This window comes from Companilactobacillus kimchiensis (genome assembly GCF_001438805.1).
GTDB lineage: Bacteria > Bacillota > Bacilli > Lactobacillales > Lactobacillaceae > Companilactobacillus > Companilactobacillus kimchiensis.
The window spans coordinates 107,762-134,576 of sequence record NZ_JQCF01000004.1; the positions used below are offsets into that span (position 1 = coordinate 107,762).

Below are 26,815 nucleotides of genomic sequence, written 5' to 3' on the forward strand. Positions count from 1 at the left end.
CATTACTTATTTACTAAATCAGTCAAAACTTTTATCAAACGATCAGCAGCATCAGGTACGCCAATTTCTTTGGACTTAACTGACATTGTCTGCTGAACGGTCGTATCACTCATAATGTCATTAATCTCTTTGAATAATGACTCAGAAGTAAGTTCCTTTTCAGGAATCAGTTTAGCTGCCCCAACCTTTGAGACGGACATAGCATTTTTAGTTTGATGATCATGCGTTACGTAAGGACTAGGAATAAAAATAGCAGGAATTCCTAAAGCAGTTATTTCAGCAATGCTGGTTGCACCGCTACGTCCTACGATCAGCTTAATGTCAGGTAAAATCTCCGGCATGTTATCAATATATGGCAATACCGAAATATTTGCACTATTTAAATACTTAGAATCAATTAATTTAATCACATTGTCATAATGTACTCGTCCTGTAACAAACAAGACTTGATAATCTGCCTCTATAAACTTATCCATTGTTTCAATAGTTGCCTGGTTGATTGGCTTTGCACCACGAGAACCACCAAATATCATTACTGTATCCTTATTGGCATCTAAATTAAATTCTTTCAACCGATCATTTTTTTGAATATTAACGACTTCTTGTGCTCGAGGATTACCGGTGAATACAATTTTTTTCTTTTCACTGAATTGGTCAACGGCTTCAGTAAAAGCAATTGCAATCTTATCAACAAAATGAGCCAAGAATTTATTGGTTACACCAGCGATTGTGTTCTGTTCATGAATAACTGTTGGAATATGTAATTGATGAGCTGCATATACTACCGCACTACAGACATAACCACCCGTTCCAATTACAATATCTGGTTTAAATTCCTTAATGATCTTTTTCGATTTACCAATACTTGAAAGAAAAAGTTCTACTGTTTTTAGGTTGTCCAAGGTAAGTTTTCGTTTAAAACCACGAATTTCAATGGTCTTAAAGTCTATCCCGGCATTCTTGACAATTTTACTCTCTAAGCCCTTTTCAGTTCCAACGTATAAAACGTCATCAATCAAGTCACGTTCCTTGAGACGCTTAATCAAGGCCATTGCAGGATAAATGTGTCCACCTGTTCCACCGCCGGAAACAATTATGCGCATTTTTTTCATTTATTCGACTTCTCCCTTTAAAGTTTCAACCTCTTTAATAAATTGGTCACCACGTTCTTCAAAGGTATGGAATTGATCCCAACTAGCAGCTGCTGGTGAAAGTAAAATAACATCACCTTCATCACTAGCTTTATAAGCTTCCGGAACAGCTTCAGTCAAATTGTTTACTTTGATGATATTACCAACGTCAGCTTTTTCAGCTGATTCAATAACTTTGTCAGCTGTCTCTCCATAAACAACTAAGTTCTTAACTTTACCCTTAAGTACCGGGATCAACTCATCAAAGCCATTACCACGATCAAGTCCCCCAGCAATTAAAGTAATTGGGTTTTTAAATGCGCTCAAGGCCACAATAGTTGCTTCTATGTTGGTTGCCTTAGAATCATTATAAAATTTATGACTCCCAAAAGTATCGACATATTGTATTCTGTGCTTGACACCTCTAAAAGATGATAATACTTCAATGATATCCTCGTTACTTACATCATATAACTTCGCAACACTGATTGCTGCTAAAGCGTTTTGAACATTATGTTCACCAGGAATTTGAATATCACTAATAGCCATGATACGTTCGCCATTACAATAAATACTCTCATCCTTGATCCAGGCACCATGAACTAATTCTTGATTATCAGAGAAAGGTAAAATCTGAGCATTTGATTGTTGGGCTAAATTTTGCCATTCTTTTGTATTCCAGTTAACAACAAAGTAATCATTCTTTGTTTGATTCTTAGTAATATGCATTTTAGCTTTAATGTAATTTTCACGAGTCTTGTGAAAATCAATGTGGGTTGAATAAATATTATTCAGCACAGCAACATGTGGATGCAAATCAATTGTGCCTTGAAGTTGGAAACTTGATAACTCTGTAACCACAACATCATTTTTAGTTGCCTTTTGAATAACATCTGAAATGGGAATACCAATATTTCCCGCATAATATGAATTTTTAAACTCTGGTGAATGTTTCAACATCAATTGAATCAAAGTCGTTACAGTTGTTTTACCGTTGGTACCAGTAACAGCAATCATCGTTGCATCAGAATAACTATAGGCTATTTCTGGTTCTGTAATGACTGGAATATTCAATTTCTCTGCTTGTTGAACCAAATCATTTTCATAAACGATTCCAGGATTCTTAACCAAGTAATCAAACGAGTCGTCGATCAAATTAGCATCGTTACTCCCCGTGATCACTTTGAATCCTGCATCAATCAACGCATGCGCTTCAGCATTATTTTCTAACGGATTAGAGTCAACCACAGTGACATCTGAACCCATCTGCTTCAACAGCTTAGCAACTGCAAAACCACTTTTAGCTAAACCTAAAACTAAGATCTTCTTGTTTGAATAATTACTCTCTGTTTTCATTGCTATTATTTACTTCCTATACGAATAAAATTAGATAAATTGCGGAACAGATTGCACCGACGATCCAAAACACAATATCGATCTTCCATTCAGTCCAACCCAACATTTCAAAATGATGATGAATTGGTGTCATCTTAAAAATACGACGATGGAAAACTTTGAACGAGAAGACTTGTAACATAACGCTCATTGTTTCAACTACATAGACGAAACCAATCAACAAGAGTGACCAGTAACGACCTAATAGAATGGAAATAGCTGCCAATCCGGCACCAAGTGCTAATGAACCAACGTCACCCATAAAAATCTTAGCTGGTTTGTGATTAAAGACTAAGAAAGCCAACAAAGCTCCCACTACTGAGAAACAAACGATAGCTAAATCAAAACGGTTTTGATTAAGAGCAATCAATCCATAAGTGGCATACGAAATTGTTCCTAAACCACCTAATAAACCATCCAAACCATCAGTTAAATTAGTTGCATTAGAAAATCCTACCAACCAAAAGATAGTAAATATTACAAAAATTGCAACTGAATTGATTGAAAATAAACCAGGTACCGTAAAGTTCATTGGCAATTGATCACCACTGTAAACATATAAGAATATGATTCCGACTAAAACCTGCAAAAGTGCCTTTTGATAGGCACGTAGACCTAAATTACGTTTTTTGAATACTTTGATAAAATCATCAATAAAACCAATACAACCATACAAAACAATTACAAAAGTTGTAATCAATAATGAATGAGTCAATTGACCTTGCCAAAGGCCGACCCAAATATTGGTGATCAAGGCGGCAATGATAATTAACAAACCACCCATTGTAGGTGTTCCAGATTTCTTTTCGTGCCATTTAGGACCTTCTTCTCTAATCGATTGTCCTTCTTTGTGTGCAACTAAGTATCCTATCAAAAATGGCATGAAGATAGCTACGATTGCAAACGAACTAATTATAGTGAAAATAATATGACTTAATTCCATGAAAATCCCCTTAATTATTTATTTTTCAATGTAACTATAATTTTACCACTCCCGTTTATCACATGACCAGACTTGACCGATTGTTTCACAACATATCCATCACCCTTAGTAGTGATCTGTTTACCGGTTATTTCGGCAAACTTCAAAACATCATTCTTAGACCAACCAGATAAATTAGGCATTGTCATCGCCCCATTAGTCAAAAGAACAATTCTTTGGCCAGGCATAACCTTCTCACCACTTCCAGGTAGTTGTTGAACTACTTTGTCACCAGTTCCAATAACACCTGATTGCAGTTTGAGATTTTTAATTTCATTGAGTGAATCATTAGTTGATTTATCCAACAAACTAGGAATGCTGACATATTGACTACCCGCTTCAGCAGTTTTAGCCGGTGATTTACCCTGATTGACTAATCTTTTAACTAACGGATTAAATATTTCTGACAAAATCTTTTCAGGAGCCTCCGTCATTTTCTGTGGTTGCTTCATTGTTACATAAACAATGTAATTAGGATCATCATATGGAACCATCCCTGCAACTGAGAAAATATAGTTATTCGAGCCTGTCAAATAACCTCCCTCAGGAGAAGCAATCTGAGCTGTACCAGTTTTAACACCAACTTTAACACCGGGAACGTTATAAGCCATACCAGTACCGTAACTCTTAGTAACAACCTGACGCATCGCTTTTTGAACTTGCTTGGCTGTACTTGCTTTGATTGGTTGACTGACAACCTTTCGTTTAAAACTTTGAGTCGTTTTACCAGTATTCGGATCAACTACCCTCTGAACGATTTGTGGTTTGATCATCTTACCGCCGTTAGCAATTGCGGAAAATGCTTGTAGCATTTGCATTGTATTGACGTTGACACTTTGGCCAAATGAAGTCATTGCTTGATCACTTGTATGCTCATAAGAAATACCACCGGCAACTTCACCAGGTAGTTCGATCCCAGTTTTTTTACCAATATTAAATTTCTGCATGTATTCCATCCAAGTTTTAGAGCCCATTTCTTCTTCCAACTTGACCATTCCGACGTTGGATGATCTAGTGAATGCCTCTGACAGAGGAATATATCCCCAACCGGCAGTATTCCAATCACCGATTGTTCTACCACCAACTTCAACTGTCCCTGATTTGTAAAGTTGATTAGGCTCATAGTTTCCTGAATCAATTGACGCCGATAAAGTTAATATTTTCATAACAGAACCGGGTTCAAATTGATCTTCTACTAAGGTATCTCGCCAACTGTTGCTTAAACCTTTTCCAGTTGTGGGATTAAAGGTTGGTCTTTGCGTAGCAGCCTCAATTGCACCTGTTTTAGCATTCATAACCAATATTTGTAGATCTTTAGGTGCATATTTTTCGTCAACAGTTTGCGCCAAAATTTCAGTATACTGCTGAATTTTACTATTTAACGTTAGATAAATATTTGAACCATCAGCTGAACTCTTTTCGACCAACTGTGAATTTGGTAATTCATTACCACTGTTATCAACTTTAGTAGTCTGTTTACCATTACGACCAGACAGAAGCTTATTGAAGTATTTTTCAACTCCCATGACACCACTGATGTTACTGTTCTGATCATTCGCGTTATCAGCCTTTGTAAAACCAACTAAATTGGTTGCAAAAACACCGTTGGGATACGATCTAGATGGGAGTTCAACAAAATGGATTCCCGGCAATTTTTGCGCAGCAATCTTACGTTTGATTTCAATTGAAAGACTACGACCAGCCGGTCCAAATTCAACCTGATACTGATCTTTTGTTTTTGGAGTCAGATACTTACGTAATTGCTTTTGTGATAATGGTAAATATTTACTTAATATTCGGGCTGTTTTTTCTTTATCCGTTATATAGTCAGGCTTACCATCAGTAGTTTTCGACTTATGTGAAACGACCGCATAAATATTATAGATTGTTGAATCTCCAGCAATCATATCACCATCGACATCTAGAATCTCACCACGTTTAGCATTTAATTTAGTTACATGTTCATACTTTTGTTTGGTCCGTTGTACCAAATTAACACCATCATATTGCTTACTCATCGCAATATATGCAAATCTTTGGATAAAAAGGATAAAAGAAAAGGCAGTCGCAATCAATATGACCATACCAACAATATAATGATTGCGTCTTGCCTTATTTTTAAATAATTTTTTAAACTTACTCATTTCGAAATGTTCCTTACATTGTTGTCACTCATTTTCAAATTATGCTTTTTCGCAAAAGAAGAAAAACGATCAAAACTGGTTAACCCCGAAATCTCTTGTCTTAAATTAACATTACTTGTATTAGTCTTTGTTATTTGGGTTGTTAAACTATCTAATTTATTTTGAGAAGAAGTCATCGATACTTTAATACTCACTAAAGTAACCATAAGTGCCAACATCAAAAGACCAAGACCAACTATAGAAAGGGTCTCAAATTTTGACAAGGCAACACTGCCTGTTTTTGGAGCTGCTTGAAGTTCTGGTTGTGGTTCAACAGCTTCTTGATATTCTTGTAAATTTCTTGCAGTACTTTCTTCTCTCATATTAATAATTCTCCATTATATCTTTTCAACGACACGTAGTTTTGCACTATGTGCTCGATTATTTTCAGATAACTCCTCAGTATTAGGTAGGATAGGTTTCCTAGTAATCTGTTTTAAAATGGGTTTTATATCATCTGGAATAACAGGTAATCCTCTTGGTAAATCAACATATGAATTGTTTTTAAAAATGTGTTTTACAATTCGGTCTTCTTTGGATTGAAAAGTTATAACGCTTATGCGACCTTTAGGGGCCAGCAAATCAATTGCCTGTTCAAGGGATCTTTCAAGTGAACCCAATTCATCGTTTACAGCAATTCTAATTGCTTGGAAGACACGTTTAGCTGGATGCCCACCAGTTCTTCTAGCTGGAGCTGGAATAGCATTTTTAATGATATCCGCTAACTCTAAGGTAGAAGTGATCCGATGTTCAGCTCTGATACGTTCAATTGATCGAGCAATTTGTTTAGCAAATTTTTCATCACTATACTTATAAAAAATACTTACCAAATCATTATATGACCAATCATTAACGATTTTTTCAGCATCAAGATCTTGTCGCTGATCCATTCGCATATCTAAACGTGCTTCTTTTTTATAACTAAAGCCTCTGACGGCGTCATCAAATTGAGGAGAAGAAACCCCTAGATCATATACGACACCGTCAACCTTTTCGATACCAAGTTCATTCAAACGAGCCTGCATATTTTCAAAATTATCACGAATTAAAGTTAATGAGTTATCACCAATTATTGAAGAATCATTTTGAATACTTTCACCGACCTCAATTGCGGCCTCATCTCTATCAAAAACATAAAGATGGCTATTGTGAACTCGACTCAACAATTCTTTGGTGTGTCCACCACGACCAAAAGTAGCATCTACATAGATGCCATTATCATGTGGGTTAATTTCATCAATAGTCTCTTTTAATAATACTGTTTTATGTTTATATACATTAGAAGTCAAAGTCTGTCATTTTCTCCGATATTTCTTCAAAATTATCTTCAGCCTCTTGGCTAAATTTATTCCAACGTTCCTCATCCCAAATTTCAATTCGGTCAGAAACGCCAACGATTACACAGTTCTTATTCAATTTGGCAAATTCAATTAGTGATGTCGAAAGATTAATCCGACCTTGCTTATCAAATTCTGCCTCTGCAGCAGCAGAGTAAAAGAATCGAGTAAATGCTCTCGCATCCTTTTTGGTTAGAGGTAGTTTATCCAACTGATCCTCTAGTTTTCCCCATTGTTCCAATGGATAACCAAAAAGGCAACCATCCATGCCCCGAGTGACTATAAAGCTTTCACCAAGCAGCTTTCTAAACTTAGCAGGAACAATAATCCTGCCTTTAGTATCAAGTGTGTGATGAAATTCACCCATGAACATGGACAGTTCACCTCAATTCTTTAACACTTCCTAATTTACCACAATTCCCCACTTTTAACCACACGATATTCGACAATCCGTCAATAAATGTGAAAGCATTTACTAATTATACAGTTCAAGCGGTGGGGGGATTTTTCAATATAGGAAATGTCTGCTTACAAATATTGCATAAATTGTTATTCTGAAGTACCATTTCAATATATAATATTAATTTGGTGGTGGAAGTTTTGGATGATAAGAAACCTAAAAGCACTTTAACAAAAATTACACAAGTTGTTGTTTGGTTAATGATTTTAGTTACCATTGGTGGTGTAGTTTTAGGAGCATTTATGAGTTTTGTTTAACAAAAAATAGGCTAGCCAATCATTTCTGATTGGTTAGCCTATTTTTATTTAATTTTTCACAATAATTAATTGCTTAAAGACTCGATTCAAAACAACTGCCAAAACCACCAGCATAATCATGTTGGCAATAAAACTACCACCATTAATAACCAGTGAATAGATCCAAGGATTCATCCCTTTAGGAGCGTATGTTCCCCAATAGATACCTCCAGCAATAAAATGGAAAAAATATTTTGCAAAAAAACCGACGGCCGAATAAAAAATAATCAATCCCAAAACATTTTTACCACGTTCAATTGCCTGCTTAACTTGTGTACTACCTAAACCAATCAAACCAACAACACCGAAAGCTAATGGATATTCAACAAATCCTTGTAACGGATTTAAAAAGCCACCATTACTAAAACCTCGTAATACCAGATCCAAAATGCCCCAGACTAATCCCGCCATCAAACCGGCCTTCAACCCACGACGTAAGGCAAAAATCGCCATCGGTATCAAGCCATACATAAACTCAATAGATGACACCCCCGTAGAATGTGGAACAAATGATAGCACTAGTGCCAAAGCGGTTATCAAAGCCCCTTCTGTCAAAATAATTAAGTCGTTACCTTTACTAATATTGGTCATACAAAAAAACTCCCTTCTGATTTTGTCATCACAAGAGAGTTCGAGCGTTTGCTTGAACAACACTATCCCTACGCATGTATTAACATAACAGGTTTAAAGGGTCTGAACTTAGTAGTTCACTCTCAGCCGAATGGCTCCCCCTGTGTTGACTTATTCAATTTACAAAAAGATTATATCACAATGACTATTTTCTTCCAAACACTCTGCCCCAAAAACCAATCTTCTTTGTTTGATCTGACAAATCCAAGGGTATGTTTTCACCCAACATCCGCCGAGCAATATGCTGATAACTGCGACCAGCATCACTTTCATTATCAAAAGCAACTGTGCAACCAGCGTTAGATGCCGAAATGACTTTATCTTCATCAATTACGATCCCCAACAAAGGGATTCCTAAATGATTAACAATATCATCAATTCTCATAGAAGTTCCGTTATTGATCATATTCTTACGAATCCGGTTAATAATCAAATGTGGTGTGATCGGCATATTCATATTCTCAAGAATACCAACAACTCGATCGGCATCACTAACAGAAGCAACCTCTGGATTAGTTACCACTAAGGCACCATCAGCAATTGAAACGGCATTTTGAAAACCATATTCAATTCCGGCTGGACAATCAATCATTACAAAATCAAAACGTTGTTTTAATTCGTTAACAATACTTCCCACCGAAGCCTTATCCAAAACATACTTATCAGCAAACTGTGAAGCTGCCAATAAATACAAATTGTCTTCAAAACGTGGGTCCCTAACTAAAGCTTGTGATACTACTACTCGATGTTGTGCAACATCAACAATATCATAAACAATTCGGTTAGTTAGTCCCATAACAGCATCAAGGTTTCTTAGACCGATATCTAAATCAACCATACAAACCTTTTTACCAAGACTGGCCAAAACAGTACTGACATTTGCGGTAGTAGTTGTTTTCCCAACTCCACCCTTTCCAGAAGTTACAACTATTGATATCCCCATAGTTAACCGGTCCTTTTCTTTAGATCATTCAATCTATTTTTATAATTTTTTAAATTATCTACACTAATTGAATGTAAGTCATCGATAAAAGCAAAACTACCATTCTTAAAATCATCCCGATTATCATCTGTCACAATTTCAATCACATCAGCAATCCTAATTTGATCGACATCTTTTAAATTTCCAAAAATCGTCGCACCAGTATTATTAGGATAGCCAGCTTGCACAATCCCATTGACTTCACCCAGAATATAAACTGACCCGGTGGTACAGATCTGGGCATCACGATGTAACGTTCCCAAAAATATTAAATCACCTTCGTAATCTAATTTCTGACCGCTACGAACGATTCCTGATTCAATATTAGTTTTAGTTTTATTAAACATTTTTTCAACTGCAATCTTACTCTCGACATCAGATTCAATATCTTTCAAATACAGTTGTGGATATTTACTAAAAAGTTCCTTAATGGCAGCTTTTTGATCCGTATTTAATAAACGATTTCCCGTCTTAACAGTAAAATTAATAACATCATCATCTTCATTAGTTGACTTGACGTTTTGTTGCATGATCATTTCTTTTAATTCTTTAAACGCATCAACATAATTGGCGTTAACGTCAATAATGACGGAAAAACCATTTTTATCACCTTTTAAAATGATGTCACTCATTTACTATCCCTCCGATATTTCACCAACCATTCAGACAAGTTTGCCAAAGGAATGTAGAGGATAAAGAATACCACGACATTCCACAATAATGTTGGCCCTAATGTATATGTGATGAAATCAAACACACTCGTATTAGTTTGCTGTAATAATCTCTCTAACAAATAAATACCTGATTGTAGAAAAGTTAATGACAGAAAGTAGATCGACAATTCATAGCCCATATTATTTTTCACTAATAAGAACTTAAAATGATCAATCCCTACCATAATTAATGGCAACAAAATAGTATATAGTCCGACAATTCCATAGTAGTAAGAATCATAGATCAATCCAAAGACTATGCCATACGTCATCAATTGTCGCCTGTTATCGATACGCATCGTCAACATAACAATTGCCATCAACATTATTTGTGGCAAAATAACAATCACGCCACGATTCATATTATTCAAAAAGGCCCATTTCATTAAACCATCAAGGTAAAATGCTAACAAAATGAATAATACTTGACCGATTGTTTTTCGTACTTTAATATCCATTATTTTTCACCACTAACCGATGACTTAATAACCGTTACAACCGTAAAGTTACGAAGTTCAGCTGCTGGCGTGATATAAACAGAATTTGTCATACCATAGTTGTCCTTCTTGATTCCATAAACTTTACCGATATATAACCCTCGAGGTGTTAAACCACCTAAACCGGATGTGATAACACTTTGGCCTTTTTTAATATCTTTAGTTGAATTAACGTTCTCCATCACTAGATCACCTGAAGCACTATCATAGCGACTAACCACTCCGGTAATACTTTTATTATTACTACCAATGATTTCTGAAGCAAATTTATCGTTCAATTCATTATCGGTCGAAATAAGTTCAACTTTAGAACTAATTTTATCAACCTCAACGATTCTACCGATCAAACCTTTACCAGACATAACTGGCATATTTTTCTTAATCCCACTTGTCTGACCACGATTAATAGTCAAATAACTTTGCCAGCTACTTGGTGACCGAGATAAAACTGACGCATTGACTGTTGAATAATCCGTCAAAGTACCATTTAATTTTAATTCTTGTTTTAATTTCTGATTTTCATCTTGAACTACTTCTAATTTAGCTTGGTTTTGTGCCAATTCACCAATTCTTGCCTTAAGCCGCTTGTTCTCGGAATAGGTGCTGTACAAATCAGAAAATTCTGAGGTAGCATTTTTAACTGCATTCGTTGGATAGGCAAATACTCCTCCAACTACGCTGACGACATCATTACCAACCTGTTGGATCACTGGTGGTGTACTTTTTTTATCACGGATGTTAACCGTAACCGCCAATAAACCAAAAGTAACAATAATAAGTACCATCAAAATGATTAATTTTTTATTTGAAAAAAATTTTTGCATTGCTTCCTCCTAGTAGATCAAATAAAAAAAAGCGGGATTAACCCGCTTATTTTTGGCGACGCATTACATCGATATTTTTGAGTGATTCTCCAGTACCGATAGCCACACAATCTAGTGGGTCTTGAGCAATGAACACGGGAACTCCAGTTGCTTCTGATATTACTTCTGGTAAGTGATGTAATAATGCACCACCACCAGTAAGAACGATACCATGATCGATTACATCGGCAGCAATTTCAGGAGATGTTTCCTCAAGAGTTTCTTTAATTGTTTCAATAATTTCTTCAACGTTTTCGTGAATAGCTGTTGCAATATCTTCACCAGTTAATTGAACAGTCTTAGGTAGACCAGTCACTAGATCACGACCACGAATTTGCATTGAGTCAATTTCTTTTGATTTTTCAATAGATGCAGAACCAATTTGGATCTTAACGTCTTCAGCAGTTCTTTCACCAATTTGAAGGTTGTAGTTTGACTTAATATATGCAGAAATAGATTCGTCAAACTTATCACCAGCAACACGGATTGAACGCGATGAAACGATACCACCCAATGAAATAGTAGCAACATCAGTTGTACCACCACCAATATCAACAACCATGTTACCGGTTGGATCCATAACAGGAAGACCGGCACCAATAGCTGCAGCAAATGGTTCTTCAATTACATAAGCTTCACGAGCACCCGCATGTTGAGTTGCTTCAATAACAGCTCTTTTTTCAACTTCAGTAACACCACTAGGAACACAAACCATTACTGATGGTTTAGAGTTATTAGCTGTTTTTTCGATAAAATACTTCATCATTGCAGCAGTTGTATCGTAATCGGCAATAACACCGTCACGCATTGGACGAATTGCAGAAATACTTCCTGGTGTACGACCAATCATTTCACGTGCATCTGAACCGACTGCAACAATTTCTCCAGTGTTGTTATTTTTTGCAACAACTGAAGGTTCATTTAAAACTATACCTTTGCCTTCAGCATAAACTAGAGTGTTTGCAGTTCCCAAGTCTATACCAAGCTTCTTTGATCCAATACCAAACAATTTATTTTCTCTCCTTTAAAGTACACACCACATTTTACGCTAACCAAAATTATATCATAGAAACTGTCGATTTAAAGTACGACGAAATCATATCCTAAATTAAATTTAAAGACTTTAAACTAGAAAATGTTTTTTTGGTAATAATTAAGTGATCTATTAAATTTATTCCTATTAAATGGCAACACTTTTTTAACCTCAGACTAAACTCCTGATCATTCCTTGAAAACATCAGTGAACCATTTGGATGATTATGTGCAATCACAATTTGTGTTGCCGACATCCTAATAGCCTCACGTAAGATATCTCGTGGATGAACTGTTGCCTGATCAACCGTGCCAATAAAAATAATCTTCTCATCAATTATATGATAGCTGTTATTCAAATAAACAGCGACCAGTTTTTCCTGTGGGGCACCACCAATTTTATTTATTAAATGTCGACCTACATCATCTACAGAAACAACTGTTTCGGATAAGGTGTCAGACTGAACTTTGCGCGTACCTAATTCAATTGCGGCCAAAACCTTACAAGCTTGAGCCACTCCTATACCATTAAACGCCATTAATTGCTCTAAACTCAAATTTAAACCATTAGAATTGCAAATGATTTTTTGAGCCAGATCAGAGACACGATTTTTTCTCGTGCCATTCCCAATGATTACGGCCAATAATTCTTCATTTTTTAGTGTACTAACACCATATGCTAAAATCTTTTCTCTTAAATTTATCATCATATCTCAAACTACGAGAAATAATGTTCCAAATCAGAAATCAGATAAAACGAACCAGTTATCAAAAGTATTTGTTTTCTATTCATCTTACTAATAATTTTCTGTAACTCATCATGATAATTTTCAACAAAGGAAACATTGTCATAAACTGACAAATCATAATCTTCAGCTTTAGCAGAACGTGCCATATCAAGCGTTGTGATATAAATATGTTCTGTTTTCGGAGCCAATTCTTCCAAAATCTCTTGTCGATCCTTATCTTTCATTCCAGCATACAAAACAATTATATCCTTATTTTCATAATTAATTGTTAAAGAATTAATTAAATTGTGAATTGCCGAAATATTATGAGCTCCATCCATCAAAATCATTGGTTTTTGTTGAACGATCTGAGCTCGTGCAGGCAAATGATTTCTATCTAGATTGTCCTTAATAGCAGTTGTTGAAACTCTCAAATCATGACCTTCTTGATAACAAATAAATGCACGAATGGCAATTGAAGCATTCATTGCCGTAGTTTTTTCAAAACCTTGGCAATCAATTCCCTCAATGTCTACTCTATCATCATAATATATAAACGATAGTCTAAAATTATTATTTTTATAATTTTTTATACCAAATTCACGGCCAAATTTAAAAATCGGACTATTTTTCTTCTCAGCCGTTTCTTCAATAATGTCCTGAACTGAATCCTGTAAAAGGCCAGTCACAATTGGCACATTAGATTTTATGATTCCTGATTTTTCCTTGGCAATATCCTGAATCGTAGGACCAATCAATTTTTCATGATCCAAATCGATTGAAGTAATGATTGAAAGTACCGGCGTAATGACATTAGTTTTATCATGCGCCGCTCCAATACCTGCTTCAATGACTGCCACATCTACACGACCACAGAAATAAAAATAACCCAAAATGGTAACAAATTCAAATTCAGCTAGAGGAATATCACCGATTTTATCCTTAATAAAATTAACTTCTTCCAATAAATCAGCATTAGAAATATATTGATGATTTATTTGAATTCGCTCATTAAACTCGTTGATAAATGGTGAAGTAAACATTCCCACTCGTTTACCGGTACCCTCTAATAAATTAGCTAAAAAGTTAGTTGTCGTTCCTTTACCGTTGGTACCAGTAATATGAATCGTTTCATAACTGTTCTGAGGATTACCTAAAACATTTAATGCCTCTTTAATATTATCTAAATTGTTAGTTCGATGAAATTTAGGTAATGAATGAATATAGTTAACTGCTGCTTGATAATTTTCTAACAATTTCCCCACTCCATTTTTTATTAAAGAAAAAGGGTTGGCCGAATGCCAACCCAATTCATTATATACTCAAATATTATTTGTTGTCTTTTAATTGTTGAATTCTTTGTTGTACCTTAGCTTGACGTGATTGATAATCAGCTAGTTTTTCTTTTTGCTCATTAACAACCTTTTCAGGTGCCTTAGCCACAAAGCCTTTATTTGATAATTTCTTATCAATTCGAGTGATTTCTTGATCTAGTTTAGCAATTTCTTCATTTTGACGAGCAATTTCATCATCAATGTTGATCAATTCAGCTAAAGGAACATACAATTCAGCATTAGTTGTGACAGCTGTCATAGCAAGTGCTGGAGCCACTAAATCAGTCGCAACTTGTAAGTCCTTAGGATGCATGAAACGATCAATATATTCCTCATTGTTCAAAATAATAGCTTTGATTTTATCATCTTGAGGTTTGATCATGATATCAACGGCACTAGACATTGGTGCACTAGCTTCCACACGAATCTTTCTTGATGACTTAATCAGATCGATCAAGACGTCCATTTGACTCATAGCTTCAGCATCATCAAGTTTTTCATGATATTCAGGATATTTAGCATTCATAATTGTCTTGCCATTATGAGGCATTGATAACCAGATCTTTTCAGTTACGAAAGGCATGATTGGGTGCATCAAACGAAGTGTTTGATCAAGCACATAAGTCAAAATCATCTTCTTTTGTTTCTTAGCAGCTTCATCGTCACCTGTAAGTGTTGCCTTACTCATTTCGATATACCAGTCACAAAGGTCATTCCAGATAAAGTTATACATGCTACGACCAACTTCACCAAAATCAAACGTTCCCATCAAACGGTTAACATCTTTCACAGTGTTGTTCAACTTAGCCAAAATCCACTTATCAGAAAGATCATAACTAGTTACAGCTGAAAGGTCATCCATTGCTGGTGTGTCGTCATCAAGATTCATGATCACATAACGTGAGGCATTCCAGATTTTATTGATAAAGTTCCAAGCTGAATCCATCTTGTCATAACTAAAACGAGTATCTTGACCAGGTGTTGAACCATTCATCAAGAACCAACGCAATGCATCAGCACCGTACTTCTCAATAACATCCATTGGGTCGATACCATTACCAAGTGACTTACTCATCTTACGACCTTGTTCATCACGGATCAAACCATGGATCACAACGTTATCAAATGGCTTCTTCTCAGTAAATTTCAAACTTTGGAAAATCATTCTTGAAACCCAGAAGAAGATAATGTCATAACCAGTAACTAAGGTATCAGTTGGGAAGTAACGTTTGTAATCGTCAGCATTCTCATCTGGCCAACCCATAGTTGAGAATGGCCATAAAGCACTTGAGAACCATGTGTCAAGCACGTCTGATTCTTGATCCCAGTTTTCTGGATCTTTAGGTGCTTCTTCACCAACGTAAGTTTCACCTGTCTTCTTGTTGTACCAAGCGGGAATTTGATGTCCCCACCATAGTTGACGTGAGATAACCCAATCATGAACATTATCCATCCATTGAGTGAAAGTATCTTCAAAACGGTCAGGTACAAAGTTAACTTTGTCATTACCTTGTTGATACTTCAATGCCATTTCAGCAAGTGGCTTCATCTTAACGAACCATTGGGTTGAAAGTCTTGGTTCAACTTGAACACCAGAGCGCTCTGAATGACCAACACTATGCATGTATGGTTCGATATTGATCATGTCACCATTATCCTGTAAATCTTTAACGATTGCTTTACGAGCTTCAAAACGATCCATACCGTTATACTTACCAGCATTTTCGTTCATCGTACCATCGGCGTTCATCGTGTTGATACGTTTGAGATCATGACGATTACCAACTAAGAAGTCATTAGGGTCATGAGCTGGAGTAATTTTAACCATACCAGTACCAAAAGCCTTATCAACATAGTGATCAGTAATGATTGGAATCTTACGATCAACTAATGGGACAATAACTTCTTTACCAACGATATCCTTGTAACGGTCATCATCAGGAGCGACGGCAACGGCAACATCACCGAACATTGTTTCAGGACGTGTTGTGGCGATTTCAATGAAGCCAGAACCATCAGCAAATGGATACTTAACATGGTAGAAAGCACCTTGGTCATCCTTGTGGATAACTTCAATATCTGACAAAGCAGTTTGTAATTGTGGATCCCAATTGATGATATATTCACCACGGTAGATTAAACCTTCGTTATATAACTTAACGAAAACCTTACGTACAGCCTTTGACAAGCCTTCATCCAAGGTAAATCTTTCACGTGAGTAATCAAGTGATAAACCTAATTTACCCCACTGTGATTTGATAATAGAAGCAAATTCATCCTTCCATTTCCAAACTTCTTCAACAAACTTCTCACGTCCAAGATCATAACGAGTAATCCCTTGTTCGCGTAATTTTGCTTCAACTTTGGCTTGAGTAGCGATACCGGCATGATCCATACCAGGAAGATACAATGTATCGTAACCTTGCATCCGTTTGTAACGAATCAAAGTATCTTGAATCGTTGTGTCCCAAGCATGACCCAAGTGCAATTTACCAGTAACATTTGGTGGTGGGATAACAATTGAATATGGTTTAGCTTTCTTGTCGCCAGAAGGTTTGAAGTCATCGTCATCTAACCAAGTTTGGTAACGACCAGCTTCGACTTCTTGTGGATTGTATTTCGTGTCCATGTCGATTTCTCTCATAGGTGTTCTCCTTAAAAATATTTAATATACGTTAGTTTGAAAAGATTCTTTCTTAGTGGGTTTAGTTGTATGATGCCGTCTTCCACAAACATTGAAATTTGGCTGGAACGATGCGGACACAACTTCAATTTTTGTTCCAGACTAATATATTTTTTTATTTCATTGCTGAAAAGAAATTACATCACAATTCACAACTAGACAATTAATAATCAATGAGAAAGAATCTCAAAATTAAATAATGGTACTAAAACTATCATGATATACGGACGTCTTTCGACGTCCCCATAATAGCTTCTAAGTGGCATAGCCACTTAAATCGGTATACGGACGTCTTTCGACGTCCCCATAATAGCTTCTAAGTGGCATAGCCACTAAGAAGCTATAAAAAAAAAGAGCCCTCATCCGAATAGGACGAAGACTCGCGGTACCACCTAAATTAAGAATCTCAAAGAGACTCTTCACTCAACAGTTAACGGTGGCCCGATCTTTTTCAAGATAGCTCGCAGGTAACAATCAATTAGCTTGATTTGGCAATTCTCAACAACATGCCTTCTCTGAAATCTGACTAATCAACCCTCCTGTTCAAAGCTGATATTTTGATAATAAATCATAATTTAAGAAACGTCAATTAATTTTATAGTAAACTACTGATATTTTCTTGATCACTTTCCATGAACTTGTCGCCATGTTCAACAGTTGTAATCTTGATTCCGTCCATTGAACGTTGTAACAATCCCTCGATATCAAGAGAACTCTCGTACTTACGAGTCTTCTCCATATTAGGACGGGTCTTTGGTGATGGTGGAGCAAAGACTGTACAACAGTCCTCAAATGGTTGGATAGATAAATTGAAGGTATCAATCTTCTCGGCTAATCTGATAATTTCAGTCTTATCCATCGTAGCAACGGGACGTAAAATTGGTGTAGTTGTAACATCATTGATAGCAGCCATACTTTCAAGTGTTTGTGAGGCCACTTGCCCCACGGCTTCACCATTAAAAATAGCAAGGCCATTTTCCTTTTCACGAATCATATCAGTCAATCTCAACATGAAACGACGTTGAACTGTCATCAAGTAACCTTCAGGGACTCCAGCTTTGATTGTTTCTTGAATTTCAGCAAAAGGAACTTCAATAAACTTGATATTGCCACCAAAGGCAGTCAATTTTGCAGTCAATTCCTTAGCTTTGTTCAAAGCTTGTTCTGAAGTATATGGAGGACTAAAGAAATGAACCATTTCAATATCAACACCACGTTTCATAGCTAAATATCCAGCAACTGGTGAATCAATCCCACCAGATAGCATCAACATAGCTTTACCAGCAGTACCAACAGGCAATCCGCCAGCACCTTTGACAGTTAAATATGATAGATAAATTCCATCTTGTCTAACTTCAACTGAGATTTTGATATCAGGCTTTTTCATCTCAACATCGATACCAGGAAAGGCATCACAGATCGCATCCCCTAGTTGAAGGTTAACTTGGTTAGTATCAAGTTCATAAGTATGATCTGAACGTTTAGTCCCTACTTTAAAGCTCATGCCTGGTTTGTAAGCTTCATGCATCATCTCGATAGCTTTTTGCTTAACATCTTCAAAATCACGTGACACTTTAACACTTAATGAGAAAGTTTGAATTCCAAAAACATTCTTTAACTTTTCCATAACTGGCTTAGCATCAACGCCATTTAGATTAATATGTAAACGATCACGATGTGGTTGCATTCTAAGATCTGGGTAATCTTTCAAAACTTTTGCAACATTACCATGCAAACGGTCGATGAAGCTCTTACGATTCTTACCCTTAGTTGATAGTTCGCCATAACGAACCATAATTTCAGTATATTCCATTTAAATCTCCTAATTCAAAATTTGGAAATGGTCGTGGACCTCATCCAAATTTTTGATAAATTCATTCATTTCTGCTTCAGTATTACTTTCATCAAGACTGACACGAACAGCACTTGTGGCCACTTTTTCTTGAATATTCATTGCTTTCAAAGTTCCAGATTCCAAGCCCTTCTTTGAAGAACAAGCACTAGTTGTTGAAATGTAGATATCACGGTCCTCAAAGGTATGAACCACGGTCTCTCCACGGACACCATCGATTGTAAAACAGATGATGTGCGGTGCAAAATCGTCGCCGATTTTAGAAAAGACATGGACGTTGTCAAGCGTTTCCAAATGATGAACCAACTCTTCTTTCAGTTGTTCCATCTTAGCTGCTTTACCAGCTTCGTTATCTTTTAACAATCGAATAGCTTTAGCCATTCCGGCAATTGCAGGTGTGTTTTCCGTTCCACTTCTAAGGCCAGATTCTTGACCACCACCAGCCATCAGTGGTTCAAGTTGCTTGCCTTCTTTCATATAAATGAAGCCAATCCCACGTGGTGCATGGAATTTATGACCTGAGAAGGTATAGAAGTCAACTCGTGGATCGATGAATTCAGATTGTAGATTCTTACCGATAGCTTGAACAGCATCAACATGATAACTGATACTTGGATAATCTTTCAAAACTTTTGCAATTTCATGAATTGGTTGAATAGCACCAATTTCATTATTAACTGCCATAGTTGAAACCAAGATAGTATCATCCCTGATGGCATTCTTCAAATCTTCAGCACTGATATGACCAGTTTTATCGACTGGCAAATAAGTTACCTCAAAACCCAACTCTTCCAATTGATGCATCGTATTCATAATTGAAGGATGCTCAATTGATGTTGTAATAATATGTTTCCCAAATTCACGCTTCTTAAAAGCTGTGCCCTTGATGATCCAGTTATTACCCTCAGTACCACCACTAGTAAAGACAACCTCATCACGTTTGAAGCCCATTAAACTAGCAATCTGTTTACGAGAAGTTTCCAATAGCTCGTAAGCTTTCAATCCTAACTTATGTAAACTGGAAGGATTACCGAAGTATTCCTGACTCGCAGCATTGTAAGTTTTTAGAACTGAATCATTAACCTTAGTTGTTGCACTATTATCAAAATATATCATTTTTGCCTCACCAAAATAAAAAGGCCTTAACGGCCTAAAATTTTATCTATTATAACTTAACACACTTTCAGTAAATCATGCATTGATTGTTTCTTTTATTCGATCAACTGATCCGGCTTCTACTGCTTCCAAAGCTTTGGAAATCATATCAACAGACTCATTATAATTGTAATCATCGTCAAATAATGAACGGGCATGATCCAATTGTTCTGTAAACTCAGGATTTTTATTCGCATAACGATTAGCATATTGAAGTAATTTTTCAGCTAATTCAACGTTATATTTCAACTTAGTTGTTTTTTCAACTAAATTATCCAAATCTTCTTGCGTAACAATAACCTGCTTACTGATATCCTCCATATTGATTTTCTCAGCAGCTAATTCATCATATAACTTGTTGATCTCGTCATATACCATATAAAAATAATCCAAATAATCATCAGGTAAACCATTTAGACGAAGTTGTTCCATGATCTTCTTCTGAATTTCCAGGTTCTTAGCATATTCTTCAACACTGTTACGGGCAATCTGTTCACTTGATAACATTTGATTCAAATCATCATTCATTGTCTTCTCATTAGTTTCGATTTCATCCAATTTTTTGACAATTTCTTTAAAATCAGCTTTAACTTGTGAGAAAATAACTTTCTTATCAGCTATTCGTTGTACGTCAGCATCATATTCACGACGAATATCATTTAATGTATCAAAATTGGTCTTGAAAGTATCCAATGTCTTATCCGTTAAAATATAAGTCTCTTGTAATTTTTGAATACGATTATCCAAACGATTATGTTGAAAGACAGCATGATTCAAATAATCCAGCACTGGTCTTTGATCCTTCAAGACATCCCGTTTACCATCTATTTCCAAGGTTAAAGTTTCATAAAGATCATCAATTCTTTGTTTGATATCTTCATTATTAGTATTGACTGCATCAAAGTTTAATTCGCCCAATTTTTGGTTAGACTCATCAACTTCTCGTTGAACATCATCTATCAGTTGCACAATATCATCAGTAAATTGGAAATGTTGCTTGTCTAATTTTTGATAAACAAACTTAATTTCATCGATCTGACCTGGGAAAACTTCATTAATATCGTGATACAAAGGTTCAATGATTTTAATTTGATCTATTATTAATCCCAGTTTTAGTTTGACATCATCTAAACATTGACTTGCTTCAATGTGGTCGCCCTTTGTCGTTAATTGTTTCTCCTTATCTAAAAGGTTAGCAATTTCCGTTAATTCATTCTCCAACTTATCTGTAGCTGGTCCATAGCTAAATGATTGGGTCAAAACTTGTTTGCGTAAAGTTTGATATTGTCGTTGTAACTCTTCACTATGAGTCGCATTCAATTCGTTACTGACCAATAGTTCTTCAAAACCTTGTGAAACTTCACCGATTTTTTTCTCAAAATCGTTCATTTCAGTATTTAACTTTTTAAGATCCTTAGAGGATCCAAATACCTTAAATTCAGTATTTTTATATTCTGCAGCTCTTATATGCGTCAAAATATCTGAAAAGATATCATCCGTCTGTTTATGATATTCCACTTTAAGTTGATTAAAACGGTCATCACTGGCACCAGATAAATTCATTTTTTCCAGTTTTTCGATTTTATCATCTAATTGAGCCTTTTTTAATTCGTCTGCTCGGTCTTTATAGCTATTAAGAGTTCCAGCATTTCGTTTCTGCAAAAACCACATGTACCATAAAGCGAACAGAATGATTACGATTATTCCAATAATAATTACAAACACATTTACACCCCTAGTGACGATTCAGTCTTATCATACAGAAATTATAACAAATATTAGTCCTATTATTATCGCTGTCTACTTTTCATAATAAAGTTTTAACTATTAGTTAACGAATTTTACTTTGACAATCACTACATATCACGGTATACTAGCTTTCGTGTAAAATATGCAGCAAAGAGCGGCAAGAACGTCAACAGTTATCGACGATTTAGTTCAAATAAGTAACCTGTGGCTGCACATGGTGAAAATTGTAACGGTAACTGCACGAATGCTAAGCTCCAGTTAAATATTTTACTCCATACAAACATTTTGGAGGAATTATATATGTCAAGATATACAGGCCCACGTTGGAAGTTATCACGTCGTTTAGGTATTTCACTTTCAGGTACAGGTAAGGAAATTGCTCGTAGAAATTACGCCCCAGGACAACATGGTCCAAACGGTGGCCGTCGTAAGATTTCTGAATACGGTCAACAATTAACTGAAAAGCAAAAGTTACGTTTCATGTATGACGTTAACGAACGTCAATTCCGTAACTTATTCAACCGTGCCGGTAAGATGGATGGTCTTCACGGTATTAACTTGATGATCCTTCTTGAAACAAGATTGGATAACATGGTTTATCGTTTAGGTCTTGCAAGTTCACGTCCACAAGCTCGTCAACTTGTAAACCACGGTCACATCACTGTTGATGGCAAACGTGTTGATATCCCTTCATACGAAGTTAAAGTTGGTCAACAAATCAGCCTTCGTGAAAAGTCAAAGGACCTAGCTATTGTTAAGGCTAACCTTGAAAACGTTGTTGGTCGTCCTGGTTTCGTTACATACGACGAAAACACTATGACTGGCTCACTAGTACGTAACCCAGAACGTGACGAACTAGAACCAAATGTTGATGAATCATTGATTGTTGAATACTACAACCAAATTCTTTAATATTTGTCAAAAATACATTCACTCTTTGGTGGATGTATTTTTTTTATACGAAAAAAGCCACCTACTGGGCAGCTTCTTGGTTAAATAAAACTAGATATTTACTTAATTGCATAAACTTATCAGCTAACAGCTCATCGTAATCACCAGCTTTAACAATTGGATCTGTCACCGCTAATTCAAAACCAATCACTAAATCGCTTGATTTAACTTTTTCGTAGTGTTTGATCACAGCCGGTAATTCAATTGCCGGTTTTAAAAGACTGGCCGTGTGGTCATTCGAGACACCCCACCCATCTGCTATGATCTCAGCTTGATATTTTTTCAAAATCGGATAATAAGCTGTCCGGTTACGAATATCAGCTAAGAGGCTAAAGGTAATAAAATAACAATCGGGCCATAAGCCAAATTCTATATGAGGCGTCTTTTTATAACCCTTCTTATCTTGATTAATCGCTAACCATGTATCAGGTGGTGGATTCTTAGTCCGACGTTGATGTTTAGCAATTTTCATATAAAACTTTTCTTGATACTCTTCCTCAAGCTGTTTTTGTAAATCGGAACCTAAAACTTCGAATTTTGGGTCCAAATTTGTTTTAATTAAACTTAAACGTCCTGGCAAAGTAGTATCATTGAAAACTTCAAAATCTTTTTTATCAAACATGTCCTCAATCCTTTGTTGTAAAATATACATATCAATTATATAGGAGGAATTATGCAAAAACCATTAGCATATCGAATGCGGCCAACAAATATCGATGAAGTTGTTGGCCAGCAGCACTTAGTCGGTCCACATAAAATCATTCGTCGAATGGTCGAAGCTAAAATGTTATCGTCCATGATACTCTATGGTCCTCCTGGGATTGGTAAAACTAGTATTGCCAGTGCTATCGCCGGAAGTACCAAATACGCCTTTCGAATGTTGAATGCCGCCACCGACACCAAAAAGGATCTCCAAATTGTCGCTGAAGAAGCTAAAATGAGTGGTACAGTTGTCCTATTACTTGACGAAATTCATCGTTTAGATAAAACTAAACAAGATTTTTTATTACCTCTACTGGAAAGTGGTTCAATTATTTTAATCGGTGCCACTACTGAAAATCCTTATATCAATATAAGCCCTGCTATTCGCTCTAGAGTACAAATTTTTGAATTAAAGCCACTTGACAGTGATGATCTTAAAAAAGCTGTTAAACGTGCTTTAGACGACACTCAGAACGGTCTTGGTACCTATCATGTCAAACTGGATGAAAATGCCCTGAATTTGTTAGTTAGTTCAACCAATGGCGATCTGCGAAGTATTCTTAATGGTTTAGAGTTATCCGTCCTCTCGACTGACGCTAAAGATGATTCGGTCCATATTGATCTCAAATCAATTGAAGAATCAGTTCAAAGAAAGGCTATTTCATCTGACAAAAATGGCGACAGTCATTACGACGTCATGTCAGCTTTCCAAAAATCAATTCGGGGCAGCGATCCGAATGGAGCCTTACTCTACTTGGCCAGACTCCTTGAGGCTGGTGATCTGACTTCAGCTATCCGTCGCTTGATCGTCTGTGCGTACGAAGATGTTGGTTTAGCTAATCCTCAAGCCTGTGCCCGTGCTGTTCAAGCAGCCCAGGTAGCTCAAATGGTGGGTTTGCCTGAAGCTCGTATCCCTTTAGCTGATGCCGTGATCGATCTTTGTCTATGTCCCAAATCCAATTCAGGAGTGGTAGCAATCGATGCTGCTCTTGCGGATGTTCGTAGTGGTAAAGCTAATTCAATTCCTGACGACCTCAAAGACGCCCATTATTCCGGTGCTAAGAAATTAGGCCATGGAGTCGGTTATAAATATCCACATGATTATCAGCATGCTTGGGTCGATCAACAATATTTGCCTAATAATTTGGTTAATCAAAAATATTATCAACCAAATGATACCGGTAAATATGAACAAGCCTTAAGCCAACGTATAAAACAAATCCACGAATGGAAAATGAATTCAAAACGGAGTCCGAATAATTATGATAATTAAAGTTCTTATGATCTTCTTCATTGTATTTTTATTAGCTTTAGCTTATATCCTTTGGTCACACAGTAATGGTAAATTTCTAATTTATTCACCTGACGAAAACCTGACCTTAAAAAATGTAATGCGTTTCACAGCTGTCTTATTGATCCTTGTTTCGATCATGGGAATCGTTATCGCTTTCATTGGCAGTAGAGAAGCAAACTTCATTACTTTGCTACTTGGCAGTCTAATAGCAGCCAGTTTCTCAATTTATTTAGCAAATATCCGCTAAATATGCACTGATGACTGTATTTATTAGGCCAAATCAACTAAAATAAAGATATAAAAGTAATAATATTACATTAACGGGGTGATACTTATGTTACAACAATATAAAAACATTCTCGTACCAATTGATGGTTCATTTGAGGCAGAGTTAGCATTTAAGAAGGCTGTTGAAGTAGCCAAGAGAAACCAGGCTACAATTCATTTGGTTCACGTTATTGATACTAGGGCTTTCCAGAACGTTTCTAGCTTTGATTCAACAATGGTTGAGCAAATCACTGAAAAAGCTAAGGAAACAGTTAAGAGCTATGTTAAGACAGCTAAAGATGCTGGCTTACAAGAAATTGACTACAGTATTGAATATGGCGCTCCTAAAGCCATCATTGCTACTGACTTCCCTAAGAAGTTAGGTGTTGATCTTATCATGATCGGTGCCACTGGTTTGAACGCTATGGAAAGACTATTGATTGGATCAGTTACTGAATACGTTACTAGAACTGCTGCTTGTGATGTTCTAGTTGTTAGAACTGACTTAGATAACAAGACAATCAAGAAACAAAAGAAATAATTAATAAATGACATCAAAAAAGAGGATTGATTCTTTCGAATCGACCCTCTTTTTTTGCGGAATTTAATAAATTATTTTTAATTTAAAAGATATTTAAATGCATATCTTTCACTTTAGATTTTAATTTTTCAAACACTGGTTTATTCTCACTGATACTTGAAATTACATACGCCTTGATGTAGTCCTCATCGGTCTTTTGACCTTCACGAGTACCGGCGTCTGCTAAGTAACAGTACATCTCATCGAGTTTAAACAAAGTTTGTTCTTTTCTAGCAATGAAAATACCTTCATTCGCATATTCCATAGCCTTTTCGTTATCATCCAATTTCAATGATAGATCAGCCATATTTGCGTAAATCAAGATACTATCGTGATAATTTTCATCACCGATCTTATCAAGACTAGATTTAATCAAAGACTTCGCTTGATTGTAATAAACTCTAGCTTCGTCGACTGACTTCTTGTTGATGTATGCCTTAGCGGTAAAGACATCAATCAAGATATCATACATATCAACGTTAGCGATGTTAACGTTCATAGCACGGTTAAAGTCAAAAATAGCTTTGTCATAATTCTTACTAGCTACATATTCAATCAAACCATTAAAGAAATGAATCAATTTGATTTCTTGTTTATTATTGACATTGATGTTTTTAAGCTTACCCAGTTTATCACTAATGCCATCAAAATCATCTTGATAGAATGACTTCTTAATGTCGCTAATAATTGAATATATTTGACTATCGTCGTTGACGATTACGAGGTTCATTGTGATACCCAGTCTTTCACAAATGCGAACCAATATTTCCATACTTGGAATTTTGTCTTTTTTTTCAATCAGGCTGACAGTTGCCTGTGTACAAATGCCATCAGCTAACTCAGATTGTGAAATACCTCTGAGCTTTCTGTAATGGCGAATTTTTTCACCTAAGATTTTCATTCTAAACTATCTCCATTCATTTATTAATTCCAAGGATAATTTAAACAGTTATTAAAAAATGTTGCAAGAAATAAGCAACAATAAAAAGAGGCGAATTTTATAATCAAGTTAGCCACTTT

General features: G+C 35.9%; 26 protein-coding genes and 1 riboswitch. Of the genes, 5 read left to right on the top strand and 21 right to left on the bottom strand.

The window, feature by feature from the left end:
- Positions 1-2: 2 nt before the first annotated feature.
- Genes murG through mraZ form a run of 7 tightly spaced genes read right to left on the bottom strand, consistent with a single transcriptional unit; the run spans position 3 to position 7,400 of the window.
- Positions 3-1,103: an undecaprenyldiphospho-muramoylpentapeptide beta-N-acetylglucosaminyltransferase gene (gene murG / locus IV57_RS03595; RefSeq protein ID WP_057880156.1), complete on the bottom strand. Its 1,101-nt coding sequence runs from the start codon at positions 1,101-1,103 to the stop codon at positions 3-5.
- Positions 1,104-1,112: 9 nt separating this feature from the next.
- Positions 1,113-2,486: a UDP-N-acetylmuramoyl-L-alanine--D-glutamate ligase gene (murD, locus tag IV57_RS03600; protein ID WP_057880130.1), complete on the bottom strand. Its 1,374-nt coding sequence runs from the start codon at positions 2,484-2,486 to the stop codon at positions 1,113-1,115.
- 16 nt (positions 2,487-2,502) lie between these two features.
- Positions 2,503-3,468 carry a phospho-N-acetylmuramoyl-pentapeptide-transferase gene (mraY, locus tag IV57_RS03605; protein WP_057880131.1) on the bottom strand — a complete coding sequence of 322 codons (966 nt, stop codon included), beginning with the start codon at positions 3,466-3,468 and terminating at the stop codon, positions 2,503-2,505.
- A 14-nt stretch (positions 3,469-3,482) separates the two neighbouring features.
- Positions 3,483-5,651, bottom strand: a complete 2,169-nt coding sequence (locus IV57_RS03610; protein WP_057880132.1) for a penicillin-binding transpeptidase domain-containing protein — start codon at positions 5,649-5,651, stop codon at positions 3,483-3,485.
- Positions 5,648-6,013, bottom strand: a complete 366-nt coding sequence (ftsL, locus tag IV57_RS03615) for a cell division protein FtsL (RefSeq protein WP_057880133.1) — start codon at positions 6,011-6,013, stop codon at positions 5,648-5,650. The genes IV57_RS03610 and ftsL overlap by 4 nt, the downstream gene beginning before the upstream one ends.
- A 15-nt stretch (positions 6,014-6,028) precedes the next feature.
- Positions 6,029-6,979, bottom strand: coding sequence for a 16S rRNA (cytosine(1402)-N(4))-methyltransferase RsmH (rsmH, locus tag IV57_RS03620; protein ID WP_057880134.1), 951 nt, complete (start codon positions 6,977-6,979; stop codon positions 6,029-6,031).
- The gene (gene mraZ / locus IV57_RS03625) at positions 6,969-7,400 is read right to left on the bottom strand and encodes a division/cell wall cluster transcriptional repressor MraZ (RefSeq protein ID WP_057880135.1); all 432 of its coding nucleotides are present in this window, start codon (positions 7,398-7,400) and stop codon (positions 6,969-6,971) included. Before mraZ ends, rsmH begins: the two co-directional genes overlap by 11 nt.
- 218 nt (positions 7,401-7,618) lie before the next feature.
- Between mraZ and IV57_RS12950 the strand changes: the two genes are divergently transcribed.
- Positions 7,619-7,744 (top strand): DUF4044 domain-containing protein, encoded by a 126-nt coding sequence (locus IV57_RS12950; RefSeq protein WP_420806317.1) that lies wholly within the window; start codon positions 7,619-7,621, stop codon positions 7,742-7,744.
- A gap of 48 nt (positions 7,745-7,792) precedes the next feature.
- Here IV57_RS12950 and thiT read toward each other — a convergent pair whose 3' ends face one another.
- From thiT to IV57_RS03685, 12 genes are all read right to left on the bottom strand, one after another.
- Positions 7,793-8,374 (bottom strand): energy-coupled thiamine transporter ThiT, encoded by a 582-nt coding sequence (gene thiT / locus IV57_RS03630; protein WP_057880136.1) that lies wholly within the window; start codon positions 8,372-8,374, stop codon positions 7,793-7,795.
- Between the two features lie 47 nt (positions 8,375-8,421).
- Positions 8,422-8,525: riboswitch (TPP riboswitch) on the bottom strand.
- A gap of 33 nt (positions 8,526-8,558) precedes the next feature.
- Positions 8,559-9,356 carry a septum site-determining protein MinD gene (minD, locus tag IV57_RS03635; protein ID WP_057880137.1) on the bottom strand — a complete coding sequence of 266 codons (798 nt, stop codon included), beginning with the start codon at positions 9,354-9,356 and terminating at the stop codon, positions 8,559-8,561.
- Positions 9,357-9,358: 2 nt separating this feature from the next.
- On the bottom strand, positions 9,359-10,027 hold the full coding sequence (locus IV57_RS03640) for a septum site-determining protein MinC (protein ID WP_057880138.1): 669 nt from the start codon (positions 10,025-10,027) through the stop codon (positions 9,359-9,361).
- Positions 10,024-10,566, bottom strand: a complete 543-nt coding sequence (gene mreD, locus IV57_RS03645; RefSeq protein WP_057880139.1) for a rod shape-determining protein MreD — start codon at positions 10,564-10,566, stop codon at positions 10,024-10,026. Before mreD ends, IV57_RS03640 begins: the two co-directional genes overlap by 4 nt.
- The gene (gene mreC, locus IV57_RS03650) at positions 10,566-11,429 is read right to left on the bottom strand and encodes a rod shape-determining protein MreC (protein WP_057880140.1); all 864 of its coding nucleotides are present in this window, start codon (positions 11,427-11,429) and stop codon (positions 10,566-10,568) included. The genes mreD and mreC overlap by 1 nt, the downstream gene beginning before the upstream one ends.
- A gap of 46 nt (positions 11,430-11,475) precedes the next feature.
- Positions 11,476-12,477, bottom strand: a complete 1,002-nt coding sequence (locus IV57_RS03655; protein ID WP_057880141.1) for a rod shape-determining protein — start codon at positions 12,475-12,477, stop codon at positions 11,476-11,478.
- 94 nt (positions 12,478-12,571) lie between these two features.
- Positions 12,572-13,210, bottom strand: a complete 639-nt coding sequence (gene radC / locus IV57_RS03660) for a RadC family protein (protein WP_057880142.1) — start codon at positions 13,208-13,210, stop codon at positions 12,572-12,574.
- An 8-nt stretch (positions 13,211-13,218) separates the two neighbouring features.
- Complete coding sequence (locus IV57_RS03665) at positions 13,219-14,493, bottom strand: bifunctional folylpolyglutamate synthase/dihydrofolate synthase (RefSeq protein ID WP_236704309.1); 1,275 nt, start codon at positions 14,491-14,493, stop codon at positions 13,219-13,221.
- A gap of 64 nt (positions 14,494-14,557) precedes the next feature.
- Positions 14,558-17,206, bottom strand: a complete 2,649-nt coding sequence (locus IV57_RS03670; protein ID WP_057880144.1) for a valine--tRNA ligase — start codon at positions 17,204-17,206, stop codon at positions 14,558-14,560.
- Positions 17,207-17,840: 634 nt separating this feature from the next.
- The gene (gene thiI, locus IV57_RS03675) at positions 17,841-19,058 is read right to left on the bottom strand and encodes a tRNA uracil 4-sulfurtransferase ThiI (RefSeq protein WP_057880145.1); all 1,218 of its coding nucleotides are present in this window, start codon (positions 19,056-19,058) and stop codon (positions 17,841-17,843) included.
- Positions 19,059-19,067: 9 nt separating this feature from the next.
- A complete protein-coding gene (locus IV57_RS03680) occupies positions 19,068-20,213 on the bottom strand; it encodes a cysteine desulfurase family protein (RefSeq protein ID WP_057880146.1) in 1,146 nt (381 codons plus the stop codon).
- A 75-nt stretch (positions 20,214-20,288) separates the two neighbouring features.
- Complete coding sequence (locus tag IV57_RS03685) at positions 20,289-21,977, bottom strand: septation ring formation regulator EzrA (protein WP_083488878.1); 1,689 nt, start codon at positions 21,975-21,977, stop codon at positions 20,289-20,291.
- Between the two features lie 324 nt (positions 21,978-22,301).
- Between IV57_RS03685 and rpsD the strand changes: the two genes are divergently transcribed.
- Positions 22,302-22,913, top strand: a complete 612-nt coding sequence (rpsD, locus tag IV57_RS03690) for a 30S ribosomal protein S4 (RefSeq protein ID WP_057880147.1) — start codon at positions 22,302-22,304, stop codon at positions 22,911-22,913.
- A 61-nt stretch (positions 22,914-22,974) separates the two neighbouring features.
- On the opposite strand, the gene IV57_RS03695 is transcribed toward rpsD, so the two are convergent.
- A complete protein-coding gene (locus IV57_RS03695) occupies positions 22,975-23,574 on the bottom strand; it encodes a DUF1054 family protein (RefSeq protein WP_057880148.1) in 600 nt (199 codons plus the stop codon).
- A gap of 51 nt (positions 23,575-23,625) precedes the next feature.
- On the opposite strand from IV57_RS03695, the gene IV57_RS03700 reads away from it, so the two are divergent.
- From IV57_RS03700 to IV57_RS03710, 3 genes are all read left to right on the top strand, one after another.
- Positions 23,626-24,927 carry a replication-associated recombination protein A gene (locus tag IV57_RS03700; protein WP_057880149.1) on the top strand — a complete coding sequence of 434 codons (1,302 nt, stop codon included), beginning with the start codon at positions 23,626-23,628 and terminating at the stop codon, positions 24,925-24,927.
- Positions 24,917-25,195 (top strand): hypothetical protein, encoded by a 279-nt coding sequence (locus IV57_RS03705; RefSeq protein WP_057880150.1) that lies wholly within the window; start codon positions 24,917-24,919, stop codon positions 25,193-25,195. Before IV57_RS03700 ends, IV57_RS03705 begins: the two co-directional genes overlap by 11 nt.
- Before the next feature lie 87 nt (positions 25,196-25,282).
- Positions 25,283-25,756 (top strand): universal stress protein, encoded by a 474-nt coding sequence (locus IV57_RS03710; protein WP_057880151.1) that lies wholly within the window; start codon positions 25,283-25,285, stop codon positions 25,754-25,756.
- An 82-nt stretch (positions 25,757-25,838) separates the two neighbouring features.
- Here IV57_RS03710 and IV57_RS03715 read toward each other — a convergent pair whose 3' ends face one another.
- On the bottom strand, positions 25,839-26,696 hold the full coding sequence (locus IV57_RS03715; RefSeq protein ID WP_057880152.1) for a helix-turn-helix domain-containing protein: 858 nt from the start codon (positions 26,694-26,696) through the stop codon (positions 25,839-25,841).
- Positions 26,697-26,815: the final 119 nt, after the last annotated feature.